The organism is Bradyrhizobium lablabi, assembly GCF_018129385.1.
Lineage (GTDB): Bacteria > Pseudomonadota > Alphaproteobacteria > Rhizobiales > Xanthobacteraceae > Bradyrhizobium > Bradyrhizobium lablabi_C.
This window is the reverse complement of sequence record NZ_JAFCLN010000001.1, coordinates 43,639-69,195: the sequence shown is the minus strand read 5'-3', so window position 1 is coordinate 69,195 and position 25,557 is coordinate 43,639. Positions and strand designations below refer to the sequence as shown.

The 25,557-nt window shown below is 63.6% G+C and carries 23 protein-coding genes; 9 read left to right on the top strand and 14 right to left on the bottom strand.

Annotation, left to right across the window (positions count from 1 at the left end; all coding sequences use genetic code 11):
- Window position 1 precedes the first annotated feature (1 nt).
- The gene (locus tag JQ628_RS00320) at window positions 2–1,288 is read left to right on the top strand and encodes a biotin/lipoyl-binding protein (protein WP_212217482.1); all 1,287 of its coding nucleotides are present in this window, start codon (window positions 2–4) and stop codon (window positions 1,286–1,288) included.
- A 391-nt stretch (window positions 1,289–1,679) separates the two neighbouring features.
- On the top strand, window positions 1,680–2,729 hold the full coding sequence (locus tag JQ628_RS00315) for a helix-turn-helix domain-containing protein (protein ID WP_212217480.1): 1,050 nt from the start codon (window positions 1,680–1,682) through the stop codon (window positions 2,727–2,729).
- Between the two features lie 162 nt (window positions 2,730–2,891).
- Here the strand turns inward: JQ628_RS00315 and JQ628_RS00310 are convergent, their stop codons facing one another.
- The 8 genes from JQ628_RS00310 to mdcA are packed head-to-tail and all read right to left on the bottom strand — an operon-like array spanning window position 2,892 to window position 9,975.
- Window positions 2,892–3,827: an acyltransferase domain-containing protein gene (locus tag JQ628_RS00310; RefSeq protein WP_212217478.1), complete on the bottom strand. Its 936-nt coding sequence runs from the start codon at window positions 3,825–3,827 to the stop codon at window positions 2,892–2,894.
- A 9-nt stretch (window positions 3,828–3,836) separates the two neighbouring features.
- On the bottom strand, window positions 3,837–4,784 hold the full coding sequence (locus tag JQ628_RS00305) for an AEC family transporter (protein WP_212217476.1): 948 nt from the start codon (window positions 4,782–4,784) through the stop codon (window positions 3,837–3,839).
- Complete coding sequence (gene mdcB / locus JQ628_RS00300; protein ID WP_212217474.1) at window positions 4,781–5,662, bottom strand: triphosphoribosyl-dephospho-CoA synthase MdcB; 882 nt, start codon at window positions 5,660–5,662, stop codon at window positions 4,781–4,783. Before mdcB ends, JQ628_RS00305 begins: the two co-directional genes overlap by 4 nt.
- Window positions 5,659–6,339: a malonate decarboxylase holo-[acyl-carrier-protein] synthase gene (mdcG, locus tag JQ628_RS00295; RefSeq protein ID WP_212217472.1), complete on the bottom strand. Its 681-nt coding sequence runs from the start codon at window positions 6,337–6,339 to the stop codon at window positions 5,659–5,661. Before mdcG ends, mdcB begins: the two co-directional genes overlap by 4 nt.
- Entirely contained in the window at window positions 6,314–7,036 is a 723-nt protein-coding gene (gene mdcE / locus JQ628_RS00290) for a biotin-independent malonate decarboxylase subunit gamma (protein WP_212217470.1), read from the bottom strand. Before mdcE ends, mdcG begins: the two co-directional genes overlap by 26 nt.
- Window positions 7,023–7,967, bottom strand: coding sequence for a biotin-independent malonate decarboxylase subunit beta (locus tag JQ628_RS00285; RefSeq protein WP_212217468.1), 945 nt, complete (start codon window positions 7,965–7,967; stop codon window positions 7,023–7,025). The genes mdcE and JQ628_RS00285 overlap by 14 nt, the downstream gene beginning before the upstream one ends.
- Window positions 7,964–8,281, bottom strand: a complete 318-nt coding sequence (mdcC, locus tag JQ628_RS00280; protein WP_212217465.1) for a malonate decarboxylase acyl carrier protein — start codon at window positions 8,279–8,281, stop codon at window positions 7,964–7,966. Before mdcC ends, JQ628_RS00285 begins: the two co-directional genes overlap by 4 nt.
- Before the next feature lie 11 nt (window positions 8,282–8,292).
- A complete protein-coding gene (mdcA, locus tag JQ628_RS00275; RefSeq protein ID WP_433996089.1) occupies window positions 8,293–9,975 on the bottom strand; it encodes a malonate decarboxylase subunit alpha in 1,683 nt (560 codons plus the stop codon).
- 253 nt (window positions 9,976–10,228) lie between these two features.
- Between mdcA and JQ628_RS00270 the strand changes: the two genes are divergently transcribed.
- A complete protein-coding gene (locus tag JQ628_RS00270; protein ID WP_349627997.1) occupies window positions 10,229–10,561 on the top strand; it encodes a hypothetical protein in 333 nt (110 codons plus the stop codon).
- Between the two features lie 106 nt (window positions 10,562–10,667).
- On the opposite strand, the gene JQ628_RS00265 is transcribed toward JQ628_RS00270, so the two are convergent.
- Window positions 10,668–11,153 carry a hypothetical protein gene (locus JQ628_RS00265; RefSeq protein ID WP_212217459.1) on the bottom strand — a complete coding sequence of 162 codons (486 nt, stop codon included), beginning with the start codon at window positions 11,151–11,153 and terminating at the stop codon, window positions 10,668–10,670.
- 105 nt (window positions 11,154–11,258) lie between these two features.
- Between JQ628_RS00265 and JQ628_RS00260 the strand changes: the two genes are divergently transcribed.
- From JQ628_RS00260 to JQ628_RS00250, 3 genes are read left to right on the top strand one after another with little or no spacing between them, the layout of a single operon-like run.
- Complete coding sequence (locus tag JQ628_RS00260) at window positions 11,259–12,434, top strand: efflux RND transporter periplasmic adaptor subunit (protein ID WP_212217457.1); 1,176 nt, start codon at window positions 11,259–11,261, stop codon at window positions 12,432–12,434.
- Window positions 12,431–15,589, top strand: coding sequence for a multidrug efflux RND transporter permease subunit (locus JQ628_RS00255; RefSeq protein WP_212217455.1), 3,159 nt, complete (start codon window positions 12,431–12,433; stop codon window positions 15,587–15,589). Before JQ628_RS00260 ends, JQ628_RS00255 begins: the two co-directional genes overlap by 4 nt.
- Complete coding sequence (locus JQ628_RS00250) at window positions 15,576–15,992, top strand: thioesterase family protein (protein ID WP_212217453.1); 417 nt, start codon at window positions 15,576–15,578, stop codon at window positions 15,990–15,992. The genes JQ628_RS00255 and JQ628_RS00250 overlap by 14 nt, the downstream gene beginning before the upstream one ends.
- Window positions 15,993–15,994: 2 nt before the next feature.
- On the opposite strand, the gene JQ628_RS00245 is transcribed toward JQ628_RS00250, so the two are convergent.
- On the bottom strand, window positions 15,995–16,645 hold the full coding sequence (locus JQ628_RS00245; RefSeq protein WP_212217451.1) for a response regulator transcription factor: 651 nt from the start codon (window positions 16,643–16,645) through the stop codon (window positions 15,995–15,997).
- Entirely contained in the window at window positions 16,642–18,090 is a 1,449-nt protein-coding gene (locus JQ628_RS00240; RefSeq protein WP_212217449.1) for an ATP-binding protein, read from the bottom strand. Before JQ628_RS00240 ends, JQ628_RS00245 begins: the two co-directional genes overlap by 4 nt.
- Before the next feature lie 250 nt (window positions 18,091–18,340).
- Between JQ628_RS00240 and JQ628_RS00235 the strand changes: the two genes are divergently transcribed.
- Together JQ628_RS00235 and JQ628_RS00230 are read left to right on the top strand one after the other, a co-directional pair.
- A complete protein-coding gene (locus tag JQ628_RS00235; protein WP_212217447.1) occupies window positions 18,341–18,721 on the top strand; it encodes a response regulator transcription factor in 381 nt (126 codons plus the stop codon).
- A gap of 8 nt (window positions 18,722–18,729) precedes the next feature.
- Window positions 18,730–20,259 carry an ATP-binding protein gene (locus JQ628_RS00230; RefSeq protein WP_212217444.1) on the top strand — a complete coding sequence of 510 codons (1,530 nt, stop codon included), beginning with the start codon at window positions 18,730–18,732 and terminating at the stop codon, window positions 20,257–20,259.
- Between the two features lie 15 nt (window positions 20,260–20,274).
- Here JQ628_RS00230 and JQ628_RS00225 read toward each other — a convergent pair whose 3' ends face one another.
- Window positions 20,275–22,587, bottom strand: a complete 2,313-nt coding sequence (locus JQ628_RS00225; RefSeq protein WP_212217441.1) for an FdhF/YdeP family oxidoreductase — start codon at window positions 22,585–22,587, stop codon at window positions 20,275–20,277.
- A 254-nt stretch (window positions 22,588–22,841) separates the two neighbouring features.
- Between JQ628_RS00225 and JQ628_RS00220 the strand changes: the two genes are divergently transcribed.
- A complete protein-coding gene (locus tag JQ628_RS00220; protein ID WP_212217439.1) occupies window positions 22,842–24,086 on the top strand; it encodes an oxalate decarboxylase family bicupin in 1,245 nt (414 codons plus the stop codon).
- Window positions 24,087–24,257: 171 nt separating this feature from the next.
- Here JQ628_RS00220 and JQ628_RS00215 read toward each other — a convergent pair whose 3' ends face one another.
- The gene (locus tag JQ628_RS00215; RefSeq protein WP_212217434.1) at window positions 24,258–24,560 is read right to left on the bottom strand and encodes an antibiotic biosynthesis monooxygenase family protein; all 303 of its coding nucleotides are present in this window, start codon (window positions 24,558–24,560) and stop codon (window positions 24,258–24,260) included.
- A 9-nt stretch (window positions 24,561–24,569) separates the two neighbouring features.
- Window positions 24,570–25,556 (bottom strand): cytochrome d ubiquinol oxidase subunit II, encoded by a 987-nt coding sequence (gene cydB, locus JQ628_RS00210; protein WP_212217431.1) that lies wholly within the window; start codon window positions 25,554–25,556, stop codon window positions 24,570–24,572.
- Window position 25,557: the final 1 nt, after the last annotated feature.

The following is a 25,557-nucleotide window of genomic DNA, read 5'->3' as shown; positions in this document are numbered from 1 at the left end:
CATGGACGCCGCAATGTCCCTGTATCAAGCCGCACCGAACGGCAAACCGCAGGCTGAAACCGCTCTCACCGGCGATGCCGATGCCCCCGTCCTGGAGCCCGCGGCACGCGATACCACCAACCGCATGCCGGATGGCGGTCAGCCTCCCGTGGGAGCAGCCCCGCCGAAGACAGCGAGGCTTGATGCCGTCAAGCGCCTTGCCCGCGCGGCCGGCAAACACCTTGCGACGCTCGCCATCGCGCTGGTCGCCATCCTGATCTCGCTTCTCACCTGGCAGCACTATGTAAGCGCGCCCTGGACCCGGAACGGCAGTGTCCGCGTTCAGGTCGCCAATATCGCGCCGCAGGTCTCGGGCAAGATCGTCGAATTGCATGTCGCCGACAACCAGTTCGTCCACAAGGGCGATGTCCTGTACGTGATCGATCCCTTCGACTTCCAGGTCGCGGTCAACGTCGACAAGGCGCAGGTCAACCAGCGCGCCGCAGATCTCGAAGTCAAGCAGGCCGAATCCACCCGGCGTCAGCATCTGTCCGATCTCGCGACCACGCCCGAAGAGCAACAGATCTACGCCGGTACCGCCGTGCAGGCGAAGGCGGCCTATGAGGCGGCCGTGCATCAACTCGCGCAGGCGGAATTGAACCTGAAGCGGACAAGGATCGTCAGTCCCGTCGACGGCTATGTCACCAACCTTCTGCTGAGGGTCGGAGACTATGCCGTCACCGGCGCCAGCAATATTTCCGTGATCGACTCCAACAGCTTCTGGATCGACGGCTATTTCGAAGAAACCAAGATGGCCAATGTGTGCGTCGGCGATCGCGCCGAGGCCCAGCTCATGGGTTACGCGCAGCCGATCCTTGGACATGTGAAGACCGTTACCCGCGGCGTCAGCGTGTCCAACGCGACGGCGGGCACGCAAGGATTGCCCAACGTCGATCCGATTTACACCTGGGTGCGCCTCGCCCAGCGGGTGCCGGTCCGCCTTGCCATCGACACGGTGCCGTCAGGCGTGCCGCTGGTTTCCGGCATGACGGCGACGGTGACGATCCGCCAGCCTGCTGCGGACGTTCCCCCCGGCTGGCTCGGCCGCATCCGCGCGAATCTTGTCGACCCGATCTACGACCTGTTCAGCGGCGGGCCTCCGCCGCGCCCGAACTGCCTGCAAGATACGTCCGGACAGCGCCCCGAAGCCGAGACGATTCCCTATTCAAATCAGCCCGACATACCGTCGCCGGAAAAAATCGTGCCTGGCCTCGCGCCCGGCATCAACGTCTCCCCGCGTATGCGGTAATCGGCGATCTCCGTAAGAATACGGGCTATTGCGCAAGCTTCGTGCGTTTTTGCAAAAGCCCGCGCGGTTCGAAATACCGGCCCGCAAATTCGTCCTTTGGTGCATCACGACCACGGGATCGCCGACAAGGCGAACAATCGTGGCGACGCTGTTGCCGTGCAGCATCTTAACACTTTTGTCCGCGACCTTAATATGATATAAGGCATTGAATTTATTTGATGATTTACATTATCCTGGCTGCCCGGCCGGTATATGTGCATTTGCAAAATCTAACAGTCCTTAAGCATCGATAACGCGCTTAATGGCGGGGGCGGACGTATCCTCCTGGCATCGAATGTTGAATTCATGGGCTCGCCGGCGATCGCCAGCGCAGCCCGGAAGGGACAGAACGATGCTGAACGACATGCAAGCGGGCCGCGCCTGGGCCGATCTTCCAGACGATTCGCTGGAGCCGAAAACGCCGGAGAGGGCGAAGGCCCTCCCCCTTGAACGAGCCTGGCGCCGGCTGGAGCCGGGCGTCGGTGCCGATGACATCTCCATCTCGCGCTGGACCGACGCCAGGGACACGCTGCGAAGCGCCGAAGCGACAACGCCGGCGGATCGATATTTCATCGGCGTGGCCCTGAAGACAACGCGGCTGAAATTGTCCAGGGAACGCCAGACCATTTTTGACGGCATCATGCCGGCGGGCACGCTCTATGTCGGCGCGCCGTCGAAGCAGCTCAGCGCCCAGTTTCACGCGCCGTGCGACTTCCTGCACTTTCACGTTTCCGTCGGCTACTTTCCCGCGGAGCCGCCGGCAAGGGCCCCGCTTGAGGCGGAGGGTCTGAACGACCTCGTCCTGCTGCGCGATTCCTTTGCCCAGCAGCTCGCGAGGGCGCTGACCGAGCAAGGCAGTCCGGCCGACGAACGATTTGCGCGATGCATCGGCCAGACGCTGGCGATGCATCTGGGCCGGCTCGAATTCCCGCGCACCAAGGTCAATGCATTGCCGAAATGGCGGCTGCGGCGCGTCGAGGAATACATCAAGGATCATTTCGACCGCTGCATCAGCCTCGCCGACCTCGCCAGGGTCGCAGGGCTGTCCCGCATGCACTTTGCTGCGCAGTTCCGCGCCGCGACAGGATATCGCCCGCGCGAATATCTCCTGCATCAGCGCATCGAGCACGCCAAGTCGCTGCTGTCGAGCGCCGAAATGCCCCTGGCCGAAATCGCATTGGCGGTCGGCTTCTGCACGCAGGCGCATTTCTCGACCGTCTTCAAACGCATCACCGGCGAAACGCCGGCGCGCTGGCGCTGCGCCAGCAAGAACGACTTGGCGGTCAATCCTCCAAGGAAATCCTCCGCACGAGGATCCGACTTTGACCGATCATGCGAAATGGGAAACGTCTTGGGTTCGCGAAATACGCAAGACGCCCAATCTGCGATGATGCAGATGTAGCGATTCAGACCTCTTTTCGGCTCGAGCCTCCCCCTCCCGGGCATACGAGCCTCTAGGGGCCGTCCTTGGTCCCCCCGCCGAAGGACGGCCCCACTTTTTTGTCGGCTTGACATCAAGACGATTCAACGTCGCCGGATCTAACCAAAGACTCTTGAGCGCCGACTAGCGGCCGACATGCTGCGCGAGCCAGTTGCGCGTTCCCTGCAAACTCCTGAAATCGTCCAGCGATCGCGCCGGAACATCGCGCCAGGCGCCCGCCGCCATCTCGCTCAATGCATGACCCGGGCCGAGCTCGAGGAAAGCCGTCGCGCCTGCTTCCACGCAGCTTTGCAGGCAGCTCGCCCACTGCACCGTTTGCGAAATCTGCGCTGCCAGCTTGTCGAGGCCAGTCTCCGCGGAGAGGACTGTCGCGCCGTCCACGCCACTCAGGAGGCGCGTTCCTGCGGCTGGGGGAAATGCCGCAGATATCGCGCACAAGCTCTCACGGAACACGGCGGAGGCCGGGGCAAGCCGTTTGGTGTGCGAGGCGACCTCCACCGGCACATCGACTACCCGGCTGGCGTACATCGCGTTCGCTTCCGATGCGATCGCCCGCAATGCCGTGCGGCTTCCGCCGAGGACGAAGGCATCGCCGGGATTGACGATAGCGACTGCGGCACCATGACGCTCGCACAGGCGATCGATATCGCTGCGGGAAAGGCCGCGCACGAACATCAGGCCGTCACCGGGCGGTGTGGCGGCATCCATCGCTTCGGCACGGCGAGCGACCAGGTCGAGCGTGTCCATCGCATTGAACACACCTGAAACGCCCCATGCCGCGACCTCGCCGACACTATAGCCGGCGACAATGATTCGGCCGGGCAAGGCGTCACGTAACGCGGCCGCGGCGGCCAGCGCCTGTACCGTGCACAGGATCTGGCCGGCACGATTGCGATGCACGGTTTCGCTGGATTCGCCGCGGACGAAATCGCGGGGATCCTTGCCAAGCAGTTTGGCCGCGTGCGCAAACAGGCCTGCCGCTTCCGGCGCACCGCCCGTCAATGCGAACATATCCGGATGCTGCCTGCCCTGCCCTGAACACAAGATCGCCAGCGTCATCATCCGCGCCTAGTGAAAGAGCAGGCCAATAGCGATGGCCATCGTGACGATGCTGAACGCCGTGCTCGCGACCACCATCGATCCCACCGTCGCATAATCCATCCGATAGTTGACGGCAAAGAGGATGCCGAAGAATCCGGACGGTGCCGCAGCAAGCAGGATTGCGGTCTTGCCTGCCGCAGACGAAATCGGAAAGAAAAAGACCACGGCAACGGCAAGCAGCGGCCGGATGATATCCGAGGCAGCGGTCGCCGCGACGATCTTCCAGTCGAGCCGGAACGCTTGCGCCGAGAGGATCAGGCCGGTCAGGAACAAGGCAACGCCGGCGGCGGCGTTGCCGATCAGCGACAGACAGGCGTCGGCGAGTCTGCCGAGTTCCAGACCGGACACTGAAAACAGAATGCCGAGCGTCGGTGCCACGACGACGGGCTTTGTCACCGCCCTGCGGAGCGCTGTCAGGATCTGCCCTGCCGACATTTCCACGCCCTGCGCCTTGCTTGCGGCGATCTCGACGATGAGCAGTGCAAGCGGACTGACGAAGACCGAACCGGACGCCAACGCGACGGCCACCGGAACCGCTCCCGTCGGCCCGTTCATTGAAACGAGGATCGGCAGTCCGACGCCGGCGAGGTTCGGAAGACCGATCGTCAGCGCCTGAAGCGATGCATCTGATCTCGAGACATCGGAGAACGTCCGAACGGCCAGATACCATCCGGCATAAAGGATGAGGATCGTCAGTCCGAATACCAGGAACAGCGGCGCCTGCTCGATCATCTGATGACGCGATGCCGATGCCGTCGCGGCGAACAACGCCGCCGGCAACGCAAAATCCATCACAAGCGAATTGAAGCCGTCGACCTCTCGGTTATCGACTATACGGAATTTTCCGGCGGCATAACCGAGTAGCAGGACGAAGAAGACCGGCGCAAGCGCCATGACGATCGCATCTGATATCACTGGCTCGGTCTTTCATGGGCATCGACGAACAACGTCATGGCCAGCAGATCGGCCGACCCGCCCGGGCTGAGGCGCCTGGCAATGAAATCGCTGTGAACCGCACAGGCGCGCTCGCGCCAGCCGGACCGGCGAACGCCGCCCTGATCGAGAAAAATCCGGGTGGTCTTGCGCGCAAAGCGAAGGCCATCGAGACCGCCGCGATGCAGCAGATTGGTATCTTCGACGGAGGCGATCAGCGCAAAGCATGCTTCGACCCGCGCGGCTTCGGGATCTCTCGGCAGGACGCGCGCCGCACGCCGCAGGGACGGCAGGCCAATCCGGTAGACGCTCGGAAATCCGCTCGCGGCCTCGGCGCGCGCACCCCCGGCATGGAATTGGCGTCGGGCCGCGGTGCCGTGGCTGTGCAACAGCACCGGGCCATCGAGGATGCTGCGGCCCCACCGGCGCGCGACGACCTCGCCCAGCGAAAGCCCGGGCTCGACCAGTCCGCCCGCTCTTGCGCCGGCCGCGGCGCATAACAGGCCGAGACCGAAGATGGCGCCGCGATGGGTGTTGATGCCGGAGGTGGCCGCGAACATGGCGCCTTCCGCCTCCATGCCGATCGCCCTCAGCTCTCCAACGTCGCAGCCCTGCGCGGCCACGTCGGCGAGCTGTTGCAAGTAAGGCTTGATCGCCGCCGCGCTCGCGCGAAACGTGCCGACATCCATGTCGTCATGGCTGCCATTGTCGATATGGCTGACGAGACCGGGTTTTGGAAACGTCTCCAGTTCAAGGAGAAGGCAGTCGGCAGCAATGTCGCCAATCGGGCGGACGTCTCCGTCTGTCTGCACTTGCGGCGTAACAGCAAGCTGCGCGTCATATGCCAGAACGGCCGTCATCGGAGCGCTCCTCCAGACATGAAGTCGCGCCGATCGAGCAAGGAGACGCCGTCGATGTGCTTCACCAGCACGTCACTTGCGCCGGCGTGAAACTCGCGCCAATTCACCGCGGCGCCATCGTGGCGCTTCAATTCGCCGTCGATGCGCATGGGCGCATCGGCTTCGACGGCGGCAACGTCAGCGGCCAGGCAATCGAGATCGGTATCGCGGCGGACATCCAGCAGCACGTCGAGGTCGGAGCGGCCGGTGAGGTAGTCCAGCCCGGTGAGCGCGCACCAGGCGAGGCTGCCGAACACCCGGGCCTCTATCGAATGCCGGAAAGCGAGTTCGCCGAGGCGGTCTAGCGTGAGCTGCCAGGCAGGCGGCGCCGACCGGCGCACGTCATCGAGCGAAGGCGGCCGGACAACCGAAAGGACGTCGCCGGCTTGCAAGAGAAAGCAGAGCCGCTTCTTTCCGGCTGAGGGCGGCAGCGGAAGGCCGAGCGCAACGCCAGACGGCTCACCCGGCATGGCACGCCGCCGGATCGTCGGCCACCCTTGCTCGGGCCAGCGCGCTATCAGAGCATCCTCAGCAAGATCGTCGCGCGCGGCCAGCATCGTGCGCCAGCCCTTTGGGCTGACGAACACGAGATCGTGCCGTCCGGCCGGACGCTCACTGGGAGTGCAAGGCAAGGTCACGGACCCGCTCCGCAATTTCGGCCGCCTTCATGCGGCCGCCACGCTCCTTGCCGATGACGTCCCGCCGGTCGTGCACATCGGGCATGTTGAGCAACAAGGTGTCGAGCTGATCAGCGAGCGGAACGGCATCGTTCCAGGTCACATGAACCGCGCCCATTCGGGACAGATTCGACAGCCCCGGCGCAAACACCGGTGTGGATTTGGCCTTCTCCTGTAGGGCTTCCATCGACAGCTTGGTGACCTTGGACATCGAAGGCAGATCCATCACCGCCGGCGTGGCGCCGGGCACGCCCACCAGCACGCGGGTGGCAAGTCCGGTGGCGAGAAGCGCCCCGGCAGCCGAATGGCCGTAAAGGATGCCGATGGCCGGCCGGCGATTCATGTCCGCATAGATCAGCGTCTTGGCGAGATGGGCGAGAAACTCGTTGAGGCCGAGCAGCTCATCGCGTTTGCTCATGCGCTGGCTGTCGCTGTCGACCAGCACGAGGATCGGGCCACTTCCTTCGCTGAGGGAATCCAGCACATGGCGTGACAGCCGGATGGCTTCGTCGACCCCAAGCGGAGCGCGATCTGCCACTCCGATCACGAGCGCCTTGTTACCGGATCGCAGCGTCGCCGACCCGGACACGACGCCGCCGTCGTTCTTCACATCATGGCCTTCGGGAAACAGCGAGGCGAGAACTTCATCGAGCGTCACGGCTGGTCCTCCCGATATTGTCGGCAAGCGCAATGAACTGGTCGGCAGGCAGTTCAGGCACGTCTTCAGCATGGACGATGCCCTCGGCCGTCCAGATATCGACGGCATCCTCGCAGGCGCCAAAACTCCTCAGGCGGTCTGCGAGGCGGATCTGCTCGGCCTTCAGCTTGTCGAGACCGTACGGCCCGACCACATCGAGCAGTCGCAACGCGGCGTCGCGAAAGCCTTGCACGGTGTCATCGGTAAAAACGTCTGCGGCGCCGAGTAGCCGGCGGTGCTTGCCGCCCATGGTGCGCCAGACCAGCGCGCGGTCGCGCGAGTCGAATTCCTCCACGCCGCGATTGGTCTCGATCACTTCCGGCCCTGATACCGCGATGCGGCCCGGCTCGGACACCGCCAGTGCCGAACAGCAGCCCGCGATCAATCCGCCGCCGCCATAGCAGCCCGAACGTCCGCCGATCAGGCCGATGACCTTGACGCCTGCGGTGCGCGCTTCCATCACCGCCCGCATGATCTCCGCAATCGCAAGCTCGCCTGCATTCGCCTCCTGAAGCCGGACACCTCCGGTGTCGAACAGAATAAGCACCGGGATCGATTCGATTTCCCGCGCCGCCCGCAACAGTCCGACCAGCTTCGCACCATGCACCTCGCCGAAGGCGCCGCCCATGAAACGGCCTTCCTGCGCCGCGACCAACACCGGCGCGCCGTCGAGCCGGCCGCGCCCAACGACGATGCCGTCGTCGAACTGCTCGGGAAGGTCGAATATCTTCAGGTGCGGGCTGACTTCGCGCTGTTCGGGCCCGATGAATTCGAGGAAGCTGCCGGCATCGAGCAACAGCTCGAGCCGCATTCGTGCGGATGCTTCATTGAAGCTGGTCGTGCGTGCCCGCTCTGCCGGGAATTGCACGCCATGCTTGATCGGCGCGGTCATTGGCCGTCCTCCTCGATCAAACGAACGGCCTGCGCCAGGCGCAGCGAAACGGTATCGGGGCGCGCGCCGCCGTCATTGATGGAGAATTTCAGTCCGCCCGGGGAATATCGCTCGACGAAATCGGCGACGACGGCCTGCCAGACGTCGCCGAAGCCGACGGCCGCGGTCTTGATCTCGAGCCGGCATTCGCCGTCCGGCAATACACGCTCGGCCAGCACTTCCAGATTGCCGGAAGCCACCACGCCGATGATCGCGCTCTTCCTGCTGCCGCCAGCCCGCGCGCGGGCCTTGTGCTGAAAATTGAGGTCTTCCATTGCGGTGTTCCTCACCAGTTCCTGAATTTCGACGGCGGCGCGTAGAGGCCGCCCGACCAGCGCACCAGATCCTTGATGGAGCGCGCGGCCAGCATGCTGCGGTCCGCATCCAGCGGGTTGATGCCGAGGTCTTCCGGGCGGCGGATCACGCCGCGCTGACGCAGCAGCTCGACTGCATTACGATCGCGCCGGCGGCCGACGTCGGTGTAGCCGGCAACGCCCCGGATCGCCTGCTCGCGCTCATGGGCGTTCCGGCACAACAGCAGGTTCGCGATCCCTTCCTCGGTGACGATGTGCGTAACGTCGTCGCCGTAGATCATGATGGGGGCCAGCTCGAGCTTCAGCTTTTCGGCGAGCTCGAGCGCATCGAGCTTTTCGACGAACAGCGGCACGTTCTTGTCGCCAAACGTCTCGCCGATCTGCACCACCAGCTTGCGGCCGCGGCGCAGCGCCGCCGGGCTGTCGGGATCGGCTTCGCTGCCTGCCTTCAGCCAGGGCTCGCTCGGATGGCGGCGCCCGCGCGCATCCGCGCCCATGTTCGGCGCGCCGCCGAAGCCGGCAATGCGCGAGGTGGTGACGGTCGAGGAATTGCCCTGCAAGTCGATCTGCAAGGTGGAGCCGATGAACATGTCGCAGGCGTAAAGGCCGGCCGTCTGGCAGAACGCCCGATTCGAACGCAGCGAGCCGTCCGGCCCGGTGAAGTAGATGTCGGACCGGGCGCGGATGTAATCATCCATGCCCACCTCCGAACCGAAGGAATGGATTTGCTGCACCCAGCCAGCCTCAATCGCGGGGATCAACGCGGGATGCGGATTGAGCGCGAAGTGTGTGGCGATCTTGCCCTTCAGGCCGAGCTTCTCGCCGAAAGTCGGCAACAGCAGCTCGATGGCGGCGGTGCTGAAGCCGATCCCGTGATTCAGCCGCTGCACGCCGTAGGGCGCATAGATGCCCTTGATCGCGAGCATCGCGGTCAGGATCTGGCCTTCGGTGATCGCCGCCGGATCGCGCGTAAACAGCGGCTCGACAAAGAACGGCTTTTCGGATTTGACAATGAAATGCACGCGGTCGGCGGGAATGTCGACGCGCGGAACCCGGTCCACGATCTCGTTGACCTGGGCGATCACGACACCATCCTTGAAGGCGGTCGCCTCCACGACGGTCGGCGTATCCTCGGTGTTCGGGCCGGTGTAGAGGTTGCCCTCCCGGTCGGCGCTGACGGCCGCGATCAATGCGACATGCGGCGTCAGGTCGATGAAGTAGCGGGCGAACAGTTCCAGATAGGTGTGAACGGCGCCGAGCTCGATCTTGCCGCCAAACAGCATGCGCGCGATGCGCGCCGATTGCGGGCCTGAATAGGCGTAGTCGAGCTTTTTCGCCACGCCGTGGTCGAACAGGTCGAGATGTTCGGGCAGCACGACGCCGGACTGCACCATGTGCAGGTCGTGCACCTTGGCAAGATCGACCGCGAGCAGCGCGCCGCTGAGCAAATCCGCCTGCTTCTGGTTGTCACCTTCCAGGCAGACGCGATCACCGGGCCGAATGACGGCTTCCATCAAACGCGTGGCGTCGCGTGCTTCGACGATCTTGCCGCGCGCCAATCGCGAACCGGCCTCGATGCGGGCGTCGCGTGCTTCGCGGTGACGCTGCCATGTCGCCGCCGTCGTCCTGGTTTCCGCGTCAATGGACATCAACATGTGGAAAGCACCCTGTCCGATCACTCCGGGTTTGGATGATGCCAACCTAGGGACGAAACCCGTCCGGGTATTTCGGCAAGCAAGCCTGCTTTCCACTTTGCACGTCCTTTCGGCCGATCCGTAGATGGTGCAGCGGTTCAACTGCGCGTGAACCGTTCTTTCGCGAAAGACTCGTGCCCCTGGCTTATGTCACCACCGCGCGACCGATATTTGAGACGTTCAGCCACCGATGAGGATTATCGTGAGAAGGATCGTGAAGTGCTACGCGGCCTGCGTCGCATTGCTGTTGGCGGCCTCTCCGGTTCATGCCGGCCCCTGCACCGAGACGATCGCTGGCGTTCAGGCCGAGGTGGATGCGGCGATCGAAAGGCAGGCTGGCGCGGACGGCTGGAAGACTGAAAGCCTCAACGCGACCCGCAACTACCAGCCGACGCCCCGTTCGCTGGCGGCGACGGAGGGACGGGCCGGAGCCCGCTTCGAGTTTGCGCTGGATGCCCTCGACCGGGCCCGCGCCGCGGATCGCATGGCCGACTCCGCGACGTGCCATGAGCAGCTCGCCAATGCGCGGGCTGCGCTGCGTCGATAACGCGATTTCGTCTCTCCTCCGCTCGATAAGTTCGCTGTTCGTGCGTCCAGACAGCGGCACGTGCAATCTGGAAATACCGGCATTCCCGCAGCTCTCTATTGTCCGATCAGGACAACCTGGCCGGAGCACGGCAGATGCGGGAACAATTTCTTTCGAACACCAGCGCGCGACAAGCGATGTTGCGCATCACGGCAATTGCCTTCCTGCTTGCATCGTTGATGATCGGCACCGCATGGCCGATGCCGGTCTCCGGGCAAGTCATCTCACAAGGCACGCCGCCGACCGGCATGGGCGCAACATCGCCGCTTGCGGCGCGATCCAACCAGCCGGCAGGCATTCCACTCGGCGCGACGGAAATCACGAAACCCGGCATCAGCCCGGTTTTTCCCTCGCAGGGCCAGGGGATGACGGCCTGCACCGGCTCAGGCAGCACCTCCTCATCGACGTCGCTGTTCGATGGCGGCGGGCTTTCGCGTAACGCACTGCTCTCCTGCGCCGACAGCCAGATTCCTTCCTCTCCGTTGCCTTCATCATCATCGGCGGGGCGCGTCGGGATTCCGCTGGGCGCAACCGAACTCGGCGGCGCCGGCATCAGCGCGGTTGCGCCTGTCACTGGCCCAAATCCGCCGGACAGCTCGAGTTCGAGCAACAATCCCGGCAATCCCTGAAGCCGCGCTTTCCCAGAGGAAACACTAGCGTGAAACGGAGCATCATCATCGCGTTGGCCGCCCTTGTCGTCGCCACGGCGGTGGGCGGCGGCTTTTTTTACTGGAGAAAATTGCCGGTGGCCGAGGCGGCAGCACCCGCGCCGGTCGCGGCCGTGCCGGTGGTCGCGAGCACCGTCACTGGCAAGGACGTGCCGATCTACCTGCGCGGCATCGGCACCGTGATCGCCTACAACACCGACGTGGTGCGCAGCCAGATTCAGGGGCAACTGGTCAAGATCACCTTCAAGGAAGGACAGACCGTCAAGGCCGGCGATTTGCTGGCGGAGATCGATCCCCGTCCCTATCAGGCCCAGATCGAGCAGCTCACCGCCAACCGCGACCGCGATCAGGCCCAGCTCACCAACGCCGAAGCCAATCTTTCCAGATACACGCAGCTCGGCGCCAAGGGATACGCGACGCCGCAACTGGTTGACACCCAGAAGGCGCAGGTCGCGCAATTGCAGGCCGCGGTGCAGGCAGACCAGGCCCAGATCGACCAAGCCAATGTGCAGCTCAGCTACACGCGCCTGACCTCCGCCATCCCCGGCGTCACCGGCGTTCGGCAGATCGATATCGGCAATGTAATCCATCCGACCGATCCGAACGGGCTCGTCGTCGTCACACAGATCGAGCCGATCTCGCTGCTGTTCACCCTGCCGCAATCGGATCTGCCCGCCATCCAGGAGCGAATGGCAAAGGGGCCGATGAAGGTCATCGCCTACAGCCAGGACAACAAGATCAAGCTCGACGAGGGCAAGCTGCTGCTGGTCGACAACGAGATATCGGGCACAACCGGCACCATTCAGCTCAAGGCGGAATTTCCCAATCACGAACATCGGCTGTGGCCGGGACAGCTCGTCAATGCGCGCCTGCTGCTGGAGACGCGCAAGAACGCCATCACCGTCGCCGGCTCGGCCGTGCAGCAGGGGCAGAACAGCGCCTATGTCTACGTCGTGAAGCCGGACGAGACCGCCGAATTGCGTGCCGTTCACGTCGCGCAAATCAGCGACGGGCAGGCGCTGATCGACCAGGGCTTGAAGTCCGGCGAAGTTGTTGTGGTCGACGGACAGTACCGCCTCAAGGAAGGCAGTCCCGTGAAGCAATTGCACGGCAAGGCCGCGCAGGAGGCCGATCTCCAAAGCTCCGTGCAGGACGCCATCCCATGAACCTCTCGGCGCCCTTCATCCTGCGGCCGATCGCGACCGCCCTGCTGATGGCGGGCTTGCTGTTGTGCGGGCTTGCGACCTATCCGTTGCTGCCGGTCGGTGCGCTGCCGAACGTCAACTACCCGACCATCCAGATCTCGGCGCAACTGCCCGGGGCTGATCCGCAGACCATCGCCTCCTCTGTCGCCACGCCGCTCGAACAGCAATTGAGCCAGATTCCCGGCGTCACCCAGCTCACCTCCTCCAGTGCGCTGGGCGTGGCGCAGCTCACCGTGCAGTTCGAGCTCTCGCGCACCGTCGACAGCGCGGCCACCGATGTGCTGGCGGCGATTAACGCGGCGAGCCCCTATTTGCCGCCCAACATCCCCTACCCGCCGACGATCCGGAAAGTGAATCCCGCGGAGACACCGATCATGCTGATCGCGCTCTCCTCCGATTCACTGCCGCTGACCACGGTCGACGCCTATGCCGAAAACATCCTGCTGCCGAAGATCTCGCAAATCCCGGGCGTGGGTCTCGTCGGAATCGGCGGCCAGCAAAAGCCGGCCATCCGCGTCCGGGTCAATCCGCAGGCGCTCGCTGCCCGCGGCATCAGCCTGGAAGACGTCCGCAGCGTAATTGCCGCCGCCAATGTCGACCAGCCAAAGGGAACGCTCAACAGCCCGCGCGTCACCTACACGCTCAATACCAACGATCAGTTGCTGAAGCCCTCGGCCTACGAAAGTCTCATCATCGCCTACCGCAACGGTTCGCCGGTGCGCATTCGCGATATCGGATATGCGATCGACGCGCCGGAGAACGATTTGCTGGCCGGCTGGTATGACAAGCAGCCCGCGATCATCCTGGCGGTGCAGCGTGTGCCGGGCGCGAACGTCATCGAAACCGTCGACCGGATCAAGGAACTATTGCCAAAGCTGCAAGCCTCCGTGCCGCCGGCGATCAAGGTAGCGATCGCCGCGGACCGGACCCAAACCATTCGCGCCTCCGTCGCCGACGTTCAGTTCACCCTGATGCTGACCGTCGCGCTGGTGGTGATGGTGATCTTCGTGTTCCTGCGGAATTTCTGGGCCACCATCATCCCCGCGGTGACCGTGCCGCTGTCGCTGGTCGGCACCTTCGCTGTCCTTTACGCGCTCGGCTACAGCCTCGACAATCTCTCCCTGATGGCGCTCTCGATCGCCGTCGGCTTCGTGGTCGACGATGCCGTGGTCGTAATCGAGAACATCGTGCGCCATCTCGAGGAAGGCCCGACGCCGATGCAGGCGGCGCTGAAGGGATCGGCCGAAATCGGCTTCACCATCGTTTCCATCACGCTGTCGCTGATCGCCGTGTTCATTCCGCTGTTCCTGATGGGAGGCTATGTCGGAAAGCTGTTCCAGGAATTTGCGATCACGATCACCGCCTCGCTGCTGCTCTCGCTGATCATATCGCTGACGCTGACGCCGATGATGTGCGCGCGCCTGTTGAAGGATGAATCGCGCAAGAAGCACAACAGGCTTTATCTCGCGTTCGAGCACGGCTTTGACGCCCTGCTCGCGCTATACGCGCGCGGCCTGCGGGTCGTGCTGCGTCACCGCTTTGCGACACTGATGGTGATGCTCTCGACCATCGCGCTGACGGGCTATCTCTATGTGATCATTCCGAAGGGCTTTTTCCCGCAGCAGGATACCGGGCAGATCGTCGGCATCACCGAGGCCTCGCAGGACATTTCCTTTCCCGCGATGTCCGAGCGTCAGCAGGCGCTGGTCAATGTGCTGCTGCAAGATCCCGCCATCCAATCCGTCGCCAGCTATATCGGCCCGGGCGGGCCGACGGCGACACTCAATCAGGGTCGCGTCTTTGTCATCCTGAAACCCAAGCCGGAACGCAAGGCGAGCGCCGATGAGATCATCAATCGGCTCAAGCCGAAGCTCGCCCATATCCAGGGCATCACCCTTTACATGCAGGCGGCGCAGGACATCACCATCGGCGCGCGGCTGTCGAAGACGCAATATCAGTACACGCTGACGGATGCCGATTCCAACGAACTGACCCATTGGGCTGATATCTACCTCGAAAAGATCCGCAAGCTCGACGGCGTCACCGATGTCGCCAGCGACCAGGCCAATGCCGGCCCGAAGCTGGAGGTGACGGTCGATCGCGAGGTCGCCTCGAGTTTCGGCATCCTGCCCTCGACGATCGACAACACGCTCGACGACGCCTTCGGTCAGCGCATCGTCTCCACCATGTTCACCTCGCTGAACCAGTATCACGTCATTCTGGAGGTCGATCCGCGCTTCCAGTACGGGCCCGAGGCGTTGCGGGATATTTACGTGAACTCGTCCAGCGGCAAGCAGGTGCCGCTGAGCGATCTGGTTCACACCGTGATCAAACCGGCGCCGATCCTGATCAACCACCAGAGCATGTTTCCGTCCGTCACCATCTCGTTCAACCTGAAGCCCGGCGTGGCGCTGGGCGATGCGGTGGCTGATATCCAGAAGATGGAAAAGGACACCGGCAAGCCGGCCTCGCTGGCGACCTCGTTCCAGGGCAATGCGCAGGCGTTCCAGTCGTCGCTGAAGGGCACGCCGCTATTGATCGGCGTGGCGCTGGTCGTGATCTACATCATCCTTGGCGTGCTCTATGAAAGCCTGATCCACCCCGTCACGATCCTGTCGACCTTGCCGTCCGCCGGCATCGGCGCGCTGCTTCTCTTGATGGCCGTGCACATGGATCTCAGCGTGATCGCCATCATCGGCATCATTCTGTTGATCGGCATCGTCAAGAAGAATGGCATCATGCTGATCGACTTTGCCCTTGAAGTGCAGCGCCAGCACGGCCTGAGCCCGGCGGACGCCATCTACCAGGCCTGCACGCTGCGCTTCCGTCCGATCCTGATGACGACGATGGCCGCGCTGCTCGGCGGCGTGCCGCTGATGGTCGGCACCGGTACCGGCTCGGAGCTGCGCCAGCCGCTCGGCTATACCATCGTCGGCGGACTGATGCTGTCGCAGATCCTGACGCTTTACACCACGCCCGTGGTCTATCTCTACCTCGACCGCCTCGGCGCATGGCTTTCCAGACCCAAATTTTCCAAACCCAAGCCGCATGTGGCCGAGGCGTCGAGCCCGCCGGCGGCCGAACCGGATACGAGGCTGCATCATGAGTCTGCTTGACAAGGTGACCGTCGGCATGACCGCGGAAAAGAGGGTCACCGTTACGCCCGAGATGACGGTCGGCTTCGTTCTGCCTGGCATGCCCGCCGTCTATGGCACCCCCGACATGATCCTGCATATGGAGATGGCGGCGACGGTGGCGATCCGGCCATACTTGCCGGCCGGCTATGTCAGCGTCGGGATGATGGTCAACGTCCGGCATCTGGCGGCAACGCCGATCGGCCGCACCGTCCGCACGGTCGCGCGCGTCGCCAGGGTGGAAGAAAAGAGCGTGCTATTCGAAGTCGAAGCCTGGGACGGCGACCGCAAGATTGGCGATGGCACCCATCGGCGCGGCGTCGTCGACGTCGCCAGGTTCGAGAAGCGGTTTGGCGTGACGGCCCCCGAAGCAGCCTCCGCGTGAGGCTACTCGTCGAAGGAAGTCTCCGGAGCAAGCAACACCCCCCGGCTCCGCAGCGCTTCCCCCATCTTCACCAGATCGGCCAATGATCTTGCGTTCATCTTGCGCATGATCTCGCGACGGTGGACTCTGACCGTTACTTCACTGATGCCGGCCGCGCCGGCGATTTGCTTGGTCTGAAGGCCCGAGACCGTCAAGGCCATGACCTGCCGCTCGCGCGACGTCAGCGCCTCGAACCGCCGCTGGATGTCATCCAGCGCACGTTTGTCCGTTCGCCGCTGCCGGTCCTTCTCGATGGCCGCCAGCACCGCTTCCAGCAGGTCCTGATCGCGATAGGGCTTCGTGAGGAATTCCACTGCGCCGGCCTTCATCGCCTGCACGGACATATGCACGTCGGCGTAGCCTGTGATGAAGATGATCGGAGCTTGCAGTCCCGCCGCAGCCATCTCGCGCTGAAAGTCGAGCCCGCTCGATCCCGGCATGCGCACGTCCAGGATGATGCAGCTCGGATCGTCCTTTCGCCTCGCCTGAAGATACTCGCGCGGCGAGGTGAAGGCTTCGACGCGAAGCGCCGCGGTTTCCAGTAGTCCCTGAATGGATTCGCGCACCGACTCATCGTCGTCGATGACGGTGACGATGGGTGATTCCTCGCTCATGCGTCGGCGTCCGCCTTACCGGGCAAGGTAAACTGGAACAGCGCGCCGTGCGGTTCGGCCGGCGACGCCCACAGGCGGCCGCCGTGCGCCTCGACGATGGAGCGGCAGATCGCCAGCCCCATTCCCATGCCCTTTGCCTTGGTCGAAAAAAACGGATCGAAGATCTTGTCTATCGTTTCCTGATCGAGGCCGGTGCCGTGATCGCGCACGAATATCAGTCCGTCGCCGTCTGACTCGAGACGCGAACCGATGAGCAGGAGTTTGGGACTGCCAGTCACGTCCGACATGGCGTCGGCGCCGTTAATTGCGAGATTCAGGAGGACTTGCTGAAGCTGGATGGAATCACCGGGAAAACGCGGAAGCGCCGGCGCAAGCTCGGTTTGAACGGCGACGTCGCGCGAGCGTAATTCGGTTTGCAGGAGCTCCACGACTTCGCCGATCAGGCCGTTGATGTCGATGTCCCCCGTTTGCAGCGGGGTCTTCGTCAGCAAGCCCTGGATGCGCCGGATCACGCCGCTCGCACGCTCACCGTCGCGCAATATCCGTTCCGATGTCACGCGCGCCTTGTCGAGATTCAAGGTGCGGTCGTTGAGCCAGTGAAGGACGGTGTGGCTGTTGGTGACGACGCCCGTCAGCGGCTGATTGATCTCATGGGCGATGGACGCCACGAGCTGGCCCATCGTCGTCGCCCGCGAGACGCGCGCAAAATCGGACTGCACGCGCTGCAATTCGTCCGCCGACCGCCGTGCAGCGGTAATGTCCATCACGGCGCCGACGAAACTGACGCGGCCAGCCTGGTCTTCGGCCCGCGTCACAAGCTGGACAAACCGCGTCGTGCCGTCGGGCATCAGCAAGCGATACTCCAATTCGAAGCCGGCCCGGTTTCGGAACGCCGTATCGATCGTCTGCTCGACGAGCTTGCGGTCTTCCGGATGGGTGCGCGCGATCATCATCGCAAAGGTCGGCTTCGCCGCATCCGGCTCATATTGATAGATGCGGTACGTCTCGCGCGACCAGAATTGCTCCGCGCGCGGATCGCGCCAGCCGATGCTTCCGGTACGGCTCAATTGCTGCGCTTCGGCGAGATAGGCTTCGCTCTCCCGAAGCGCGTCAGTCGCAACGCGGTTGCGCACGACCAGCAAGGTCGACATCGCGATGCCGACGACGCTGATGGCGCGGTCGAGCAGCGACCAGTGCGCCCAGGGATCGCCCGGAGAAATCAGGTGGGCTGTCAGAGTCAGGATCTCGCAACCCAAGCCGACCAGCACGATGCCGGTCCAGCGATAGGCGACGGACGCGAGCAGCACGACGAACACGTACAGAACGCAGACCGAGACTTCGAGCGGCGTCTTGGCGTCGATCGCGAAGATGACGATGGCAAGGACAAAAATACCGATCGTGAAGGGCACACGCGCACTCTCACGATCATAAAGGCCCTGTCTCATCTGTTCGCGTCGCCCGAAGAAAATCAGGCCGGATCGACGCCGTTCGAGCGTCCCGTGCACCTGCCGGCCTCCCCCATTCGCGAGGCAGGTTCCTTCCTTAACAAAAACCACGAAATGCGGCAACGCACCTAAACGAAACGAAAGTCGAGCGATCGTTTGGTTAATTCCGATGGCGATTTCGGCAACTAGAGTGCGACTTCGTCAATGGATTCGCCTGCCGACCGTTGCCAATCTGAGAACATAGGAGAGCGTGTTGAACGATGAACCCTTGATCGCAATCGTGGACGACGACGAATCGGTAAGGTTCGCAATGGGTGGCATGGTTGAATCGTTCGGATACTCCCCCCTTACGTTTGAGTCGGCCGACGCGTTTCTGAGGTCCGACAAGCTGTCCGATGCATCTTGCTTGATCCTGGATGTCCAGATGCCTGGCATGAATGGTCTCGAACTGCACGGCAAACTGATCGCCATGGGCCGTCAGCTCCCGACCATTTTCGTCACCGCCTTCCCCGACAAGCGCGTTCGCGAAAGAGCGTTACGCGCCGGCGGCGTCTGCTTCCTGTCCAAGCCGTTTGGACGAGACGATCTGCTCGGTTGCATTCAGACGGCGCTCGGCAAGCAGACGATGTAGGGCTTGTCATGACCGCAGCCACCGTCACAGCTCGAAAGGTTTCGACGACGGCGGCGATGGTCCCATTCGGTTCGGCACGGGACGCCGGTGCCGAACCTTCCTTTTCCTTTGGCCCCTACCAGCTCTTTCCGCGCCGGCGTCTCCTGGTCAAGACCGGTCAGCCGCTTCAGCTCGGCGGCCGATCGCTCGAAATCCTGATCCTGCTCGCAGAGCGGCAGGGCGACGTTGTCAGCAAGAGTGAGCTGATGGCGCGCGCCTGGCCGGGCATCACGGTCGATGAAACTGCCTTGCGGGTACATGTGGCCGGGCTGCGCAAGGCGCTCGGCGATGAAATTGGCGATGCCAGCTACATCAAGACCGTCGCCGGAAGAGGATACTGTCTGGTGGCACCCACCCGTGTCGCGCCGGCCGCTGGAGCCGGGCGGGCCATCGAGGTGCGCGCGGATCACGCGTCGCGGCGGCTTCCGTTCCAGCTAGATGAGACGATCGGCCGCAGCGATGCCGTCAGCAGGATAACGAGCTTGCTGGAGACCCAACGGTTCGTCACCATCCACGGCCCGGGGGGCGTCGGAAAGACGACGACTGCCATCGCCGTCGCGTCTTCGCAGCTTGCCACTTTCGCGGGCGACATCTACTGGCTGGACCTCGGCGAGATCGGCGACCCGCAGCTCCTGCCTGGCGCGCTGGCCTCCACGTTCGGATTACCGGTGCAGGCGCACGATCCGACGCCTGATATGCTCGAATTCCTGAGGGAGCGGCGCGCGCTGCTGATCTTCGACAATTGCGAACATCTGATCGAGCCGGCCGCCGGCTTGATCGAGAGGATTCTCCGAATGGCGCCGCAGGTGAGTGTTCTTGCGACCAGCAGGGAGATGCTCAGAATCGACGGCGAGCACGTGTACCGGCTGTCCGGCCTCGACTGCCCGACGGATGACGAAGGATTGACGGCCGAGCGCGTCCTCTCGTTTGCCGCGCCTCGCCTTTTCGTCAAGCGGGTCGTGGCGAGCGGGCATCAGTTCGAACTGACCGACGCCGACGCTCTCGTCGTGACGCGGATCTGCCGCAAGCTGGACGGGCTTGCGCTCGCGATCAACGTTGCCGCTGCGCAGGTGCAGACCCTGGGGTTTGCCGAGGTCGCCTGGTCGCTCGAGTCGGGCTATTGGCTGCGCTGGCGCGGCCGGCGCACGGCAATGCCGCGCCATCAGACCATCGGCGCGACGATCGACTGGAGCTACAATCTGCTAAGCGAGGACGAGCAGGCGGCGCTGCGATATCTCTCGATCTTCAAGGAATTCTTCACCCTCGAGGCCGCGCTCGAAATCGCGCGCCACGGACTGGCGGACCCTTCGCGCAGCCTCGATGTGGTCGATAAGCTGGTCGCCAAATCGATGATTTCGTCCGACCTCGGCGACCGCGCCCCGCGCTACCGGCTCCTCAACTCGACCCGGGCCTATGCGCTCGACAAGCTGCGGCAACGCGGCGAATTCGACGGCATCGCGAGCAGGGCGCACGAATACGGCTTCGACCTCGGCAATTAGACGAGAACGAGGCGCCTATGCGTGGTCGGACGGCACGTCCGCCTCGGAAGCCGCAGAGCGCACCAGCCGGACCGGGATTCCCTTGTAGGACGGCGTAAAACTCATGGGGTCGCGGGCATAAAGCGGCACCAGCGGATTGGTCTCCGGGTAATACGCCGCGCAGCAGCCGGTCGGGAAGGAATAGCCGACCACGCGGAAATTGCGCACCGCACGTTCGACGCCGTCGGTCGATTCCGTGATCAGGTCGACACGATCGCCGTCTTGCAGGCCGCGCTTCTTCATTTCGTATTCGTTGAGGAACACGACGTCGCGCTGGCCGAACACGCCGCGATAGCGGTCGGACATGGAATAGAGCGTGGTGTTGTACTGGTCGTGGCTGCGGATCGTGCTGAGCCACAGCGAATTCTCGCCGCACTGCGGCGGATCCTCGCCGCAGCCTTCAAAGACCAGGAAATTGGCCTTGCCCGACGGCGTCGCCCAGATGCGCTCGCGTGCGGTTGAGGTGAGATGGAAGCCGCCGGGAACGCGGATGCGCGCGTTGTAGCCCTGGAAGATAGGGAACACCGCCTCGATCGCATCGCGGATGAGATCGTATTCGCCGACGAACTTGTCCCATTCTACCACCGTGCGGTCGCCGAGCGTTGCTTTGGCGACGCCGGCGATGATCGCCACCTCGCTGAGGAGGTGCTCGGAAGCCGGCTTGTTGCGGCCGCCGGAGGCATGCACCATCGACATCGAGTCTTCCACGGTGATGGACTGCGGGCCGCCGGCCTGGATGTCGATTTCGGTGCGACCGAGGCAAGGCAGGATCAGGGCGTTCTTGCCGTGGACGAGATGGCTGCGGTTGAGCTTGGTGGAGACGTGGACGGTCAGATCGAGATTGCGCAGCGCCTTGCGCGTCAACTGCCAGTCGGGAATGGCGGCGGCGAAATTGCCGCCCATCGCAAAGAAGACTTTCACTTCGCCGCGGATCATCGCCTCCAGCGCGGTGACGACGTTGTGCCCAGGCGCCGTCGGCGGCTTGAAGCCGAACCGGCGCTCAAGCCGGCCGAGAAATTCCGCAGAGGGAATCTCGGTGATGCCGACCGTGCGGTCGCCCTGCACATTGGAATGGCCGCGAACCGGACAGACGCCGGCGCCCTCGCGGCCGACATTGCCGCGCAGCAGCGCCAGATTGGCCATCTGTTGCACATTGTGCGCGCCGCGCTCGTGCTGCGTGACGCCCATGCCGTAGACGATGATGGCGCGTTCCGATTTCATATAGGCGTTGGCGGCGTATTCGAGGTCTTCGCGCGTCAGGCCCGACTGGCGCTCGATGTCGGGCCATTGGGTGCGCTTGAGATCGTCGATCAGGGCCTCGACGCCGACAGTATGCCCGCGGATGAAATCCCAATCCAGAACGGCCGGCTGATCGGCCGCACGGGCGGCCTCGTCCGTTTCGACCAGGACCTTCATGATGCCCTTGAGCGCGGCGACGTCGCCGCCGACGCGCACCTGGAACAGTTTTGAGCTGATCGTCGTCGACGACAGCGTGACCATCTCGACCGGAGACTGCGGCGCCTGAAAGCGCTCCAGCGCGCGCTCGCGAAATGGATTGAAGGAGATGATCGACGCGCCGCGGCGGGCTGCGTTGCGCAAGCTCGTCATCATGCGCGGACTGTTGGTGCCGGGATTCTGGCCGAAGATGAAGATGCAATCGGTCGTGTCAAAATCCTCCAGCAGCACGGTCCCCTTGCCGACGCCGAGGGATTGCGGCAGGCCGACACTGGTCGCCTCATGGCACATGTTCGAACAATCGGGGAAATTGTTGGTGCCGTATTCGCGCACGAAAACCTGGTAGAGGAAGGCGGCCTCGTTCGAGGTGCGGCCGGACGTATAGAAATCCGCCATGTTCGGATCTGGCAGCGCCTTCAGGTGGCGGCCGATCATGTCGAACGCCTCGCTCCACGGCACCGGCAGGTAGCGGTCGGAAGCCGCGTCATAGGCCATTGGATGGGTGACGCGCCCGACCATTTCGAGCTCATAATCTCCCCAGCTCTCCAGCTCGGTGACGGTATGCTCGGCAAAGAATTCCGGCGTGCAGCGCTTTGACGTCGCTTCCCAGGCGACGGCCTTGCCGCCGTTTTCGCAGAACTCGAATGACGAGGTATGTTTTGGGTCCGGCCACGCGCAGCCGGGACAATCAAAACCCTGCGGCTGGTTCATGCGGGCGAGTGTTGCCGCGCCCTTGACCGGTATCCGCTGCACCAGCAACGCTTCGCTGAGGGCCTTGAGCGCCCCCCAGCCACCAGCCGGCTCACGGTAGGGACGAACGGATTTGGTGGTCATTGAAAAATCTCTTGATGGGAGGATGCTCCTGCCAATTAAGGCGGGCAGCGCCGGAAGCGTCTTTTCAAATCGGTGCTCGATTTTCTCAATTGCACAGGTCAGGGCTATGGGCAGCCCGCAGGAACCCGGCAGTGCGTTCCGGCAAAACGGTCGCCATTCGCGGAAGCTGGTTTGGCGCGGCAAACCTAAATTCGCAGCACGAGCCCTGTCGTAACGAGCACGGCTCGTTCCGAAACATTTCAGGAGCAACCAAGATGTTCTCTCGACGCGACATGCTGGCACTATCGGCAGCCGGCGCCGCCATGGTCGGCTCTGCGCACGCGGCGACCTTCGGCAATCCGGACGAGCCGGCGCAGGGCGCCGTCAACGCCAAGACCCCGAGCAGCCTGACCGATCCCGGCCCGCAGAACCCGGCGCTCGCCAAACAATTTCCCGACGTGCAGACGCCGCCGCCAACTGATGTCGGCGGCCTGCCGCTGAACTGGTCCTCGTTCAACACGGCGTCCAGGCGCATCCAGAACGGCGGCTGGGCCCGCCAGGTAACCGTCGCCGATTTCGCCATCTCGAAGGAAATCTCCGGCGTTAACATGCGGCTTTCCGCCGGCGGCATCCGCGAGCTGCATTGGCACCAGGCGGCGGAATGGGCGATCATGACCTACGGCACCTGCCGCATCACCGTGCTCGACAACCAGGGCCGTCCCTACGCCGCTGACGTCAAGGCGGGGGACCTCTGGTACTTCCCGGCAGGCGCGCCGCATTCCTTGCAAGGTCTTGGCCCCGACGGCTGCGAATTCGTGATCTGCTTTGACGACGGCCACGCCAGCGAGTTCAACACGCTGCTGGTGACGGACTGGTTCGCCCACACGCCGCCGGAAGTGCTGGCGAAGAATTTTGGAGTGCCGGCTGAAACCTTCGCCAAAATCCCGCTGCACGATCTCTGGATTTTCCAGGGCACTGTGCCCGGCGACCTCGCCGCCGACCGTGCCGCAATCGCGAAGAACGCCGACGCTCCGCCCTACCCCTTCATCTATCCGCTCGGCAGTTCAGCCCCAGTCAAGGCAAACGGGGGCGGAACCATCCGTGTTGCCGACAGCACCAACTTCAAGGTGGCGACCACTGTCGCGTCTGCCCTCGTGACGGTGCCGCCCGGCGGCGTCAGGGAAATGCACTGGCATCCGAACGCAGACGAGTGGCAGTACTACATCAAGGGCAAGGCGCGGATGACCGTGTTCAATACCGGACCCAATGCGCTCACGACGAATTTTTCGGCGGGTGATATCGGCTACGTGCCGCGCAATCTCGGGCACTATATCGAAAACATCGGCGACAGCGAGCTACAGCTCGTCGGTGTGTTCCGCGCCCCGCGTTACGAGGAGGTCTCACTCTCCAACTGGCTGACGCACACGCCGCCCGCGCTGGTCGCCCAGCACTTCAACGTGGATGAAAACGTAATCGCCCGGTGGCCGAACAACAGCCCGGGCGTCATGCCGAAATCCTGAGGCGGCCAATATCCGGAACCACAAGGGGCGCCATTGCCGGCGCCCCTATTTGCATCAGACGAAAGCGTGACGGCTGTCGGCCGTTACCTCGACGGCACGCTGGAAAACGTCCTGCTCCAGGCCGCCGGCTGACGGCAGCCAGGGATAATGATGCGCCCCGGCGGGGCGCCTCTACCCGGGATTCGGAAAGAATTCGCGGACGATCTCATACATGCCCGGTTCGAATTTCGCGATCGTGAGCGCCTCCTCCAGCAACGGGCGAGGTCGTGGATCCCGACGCATCGCCTCATAATCCTCTGCACTCCGCCACTGCGCGACCATCGTCACTTTCGTGCCATCGAGGCTGCGGTGAAGCGTGGAGGAAACGAAGCCGGACGCCCGGCTGACGAATTCGTCCGTCGCGCGAGCGAGCAGATCGATCGCCCGCTGCTGATTGACCGGATCGACGGTAAAGATGTTGATCAGCGTGACCATGAGCCCGTGTCAGTATTGGCCCGGCGCAGAGGTGAACTTGCCCTTGAAGACCCGGAAGCCGGTCGCGGTGTAGAGCAGCATCAAGGGGAAGACGAACAGCCCCTCGCCCCAGAACATGAAGGCCAGGCTGGAATGAGGCGCCGCCGCCTCGTCGATGGTGATGGCGAACGGCACCATGTATGGCCAGAACGACAGCGCAAGCGTACCGAATGCCATAACGAAGATCAGCGAGACCATGTGGAACGGCCAGTAGTCGTCATGCCGCAGGATGCTCGATGCCAGCACGCAGGCAGCTCCCGCACCGATGGCAGGGAAGACGAACAGATAGGGACGGTCGATCCAGCGATGGAGGATCGGCAGGTTTTCCAGCAGCGCGTGGCTGAACACGGTTACCAGGAACAGCAGCACGCCGATCGCGAGCACGGGGATCTGGCGGCGCGCGAGGTCCCGAACGGCTCCACCGCACTTGCGCACCAGCCAGCAGGCGCCGAGCAACGCATAGCCAAGACAAAGGCCGATGCCGCACAGCACCGAGAACACGCTGAACCAGCCGAACGTGCCGCCGGCATATTCGCCGTTGATCATCGGCAAGCCCTGCACGAGCGATCCGACCATCACGCCTTGCATGAAAGTCGCGACCAATGAGCCGCCTCCAAAGGCGAGATTCCAGACCCAGCGCGACCGTTCCGACTTGTTGCGGAATTCGAAGGCGACGCCGCGCAGGATCAGGCCCAGCAGCATGAAGATGACGGGGATGTAGAATGCGGAGAGCACGGTGGCATACACCACGGGAAAGGCGCCCCACAGGATCACGCCCGCCACTACCAGCCAGGTCTCGTTGCCGTCCCAGAACGGCGCGATCGCACCCAGCATCGCCCGCCGCCGCGCCTCGCTGTTCGGCAACAGGGACAATATGCCGACGCCGAGATCAAAACCGTCGAGCAGCAGGTAGATCAAAATGCTGATCGCCAGCAATGCGACCCAGAACGTGACCATC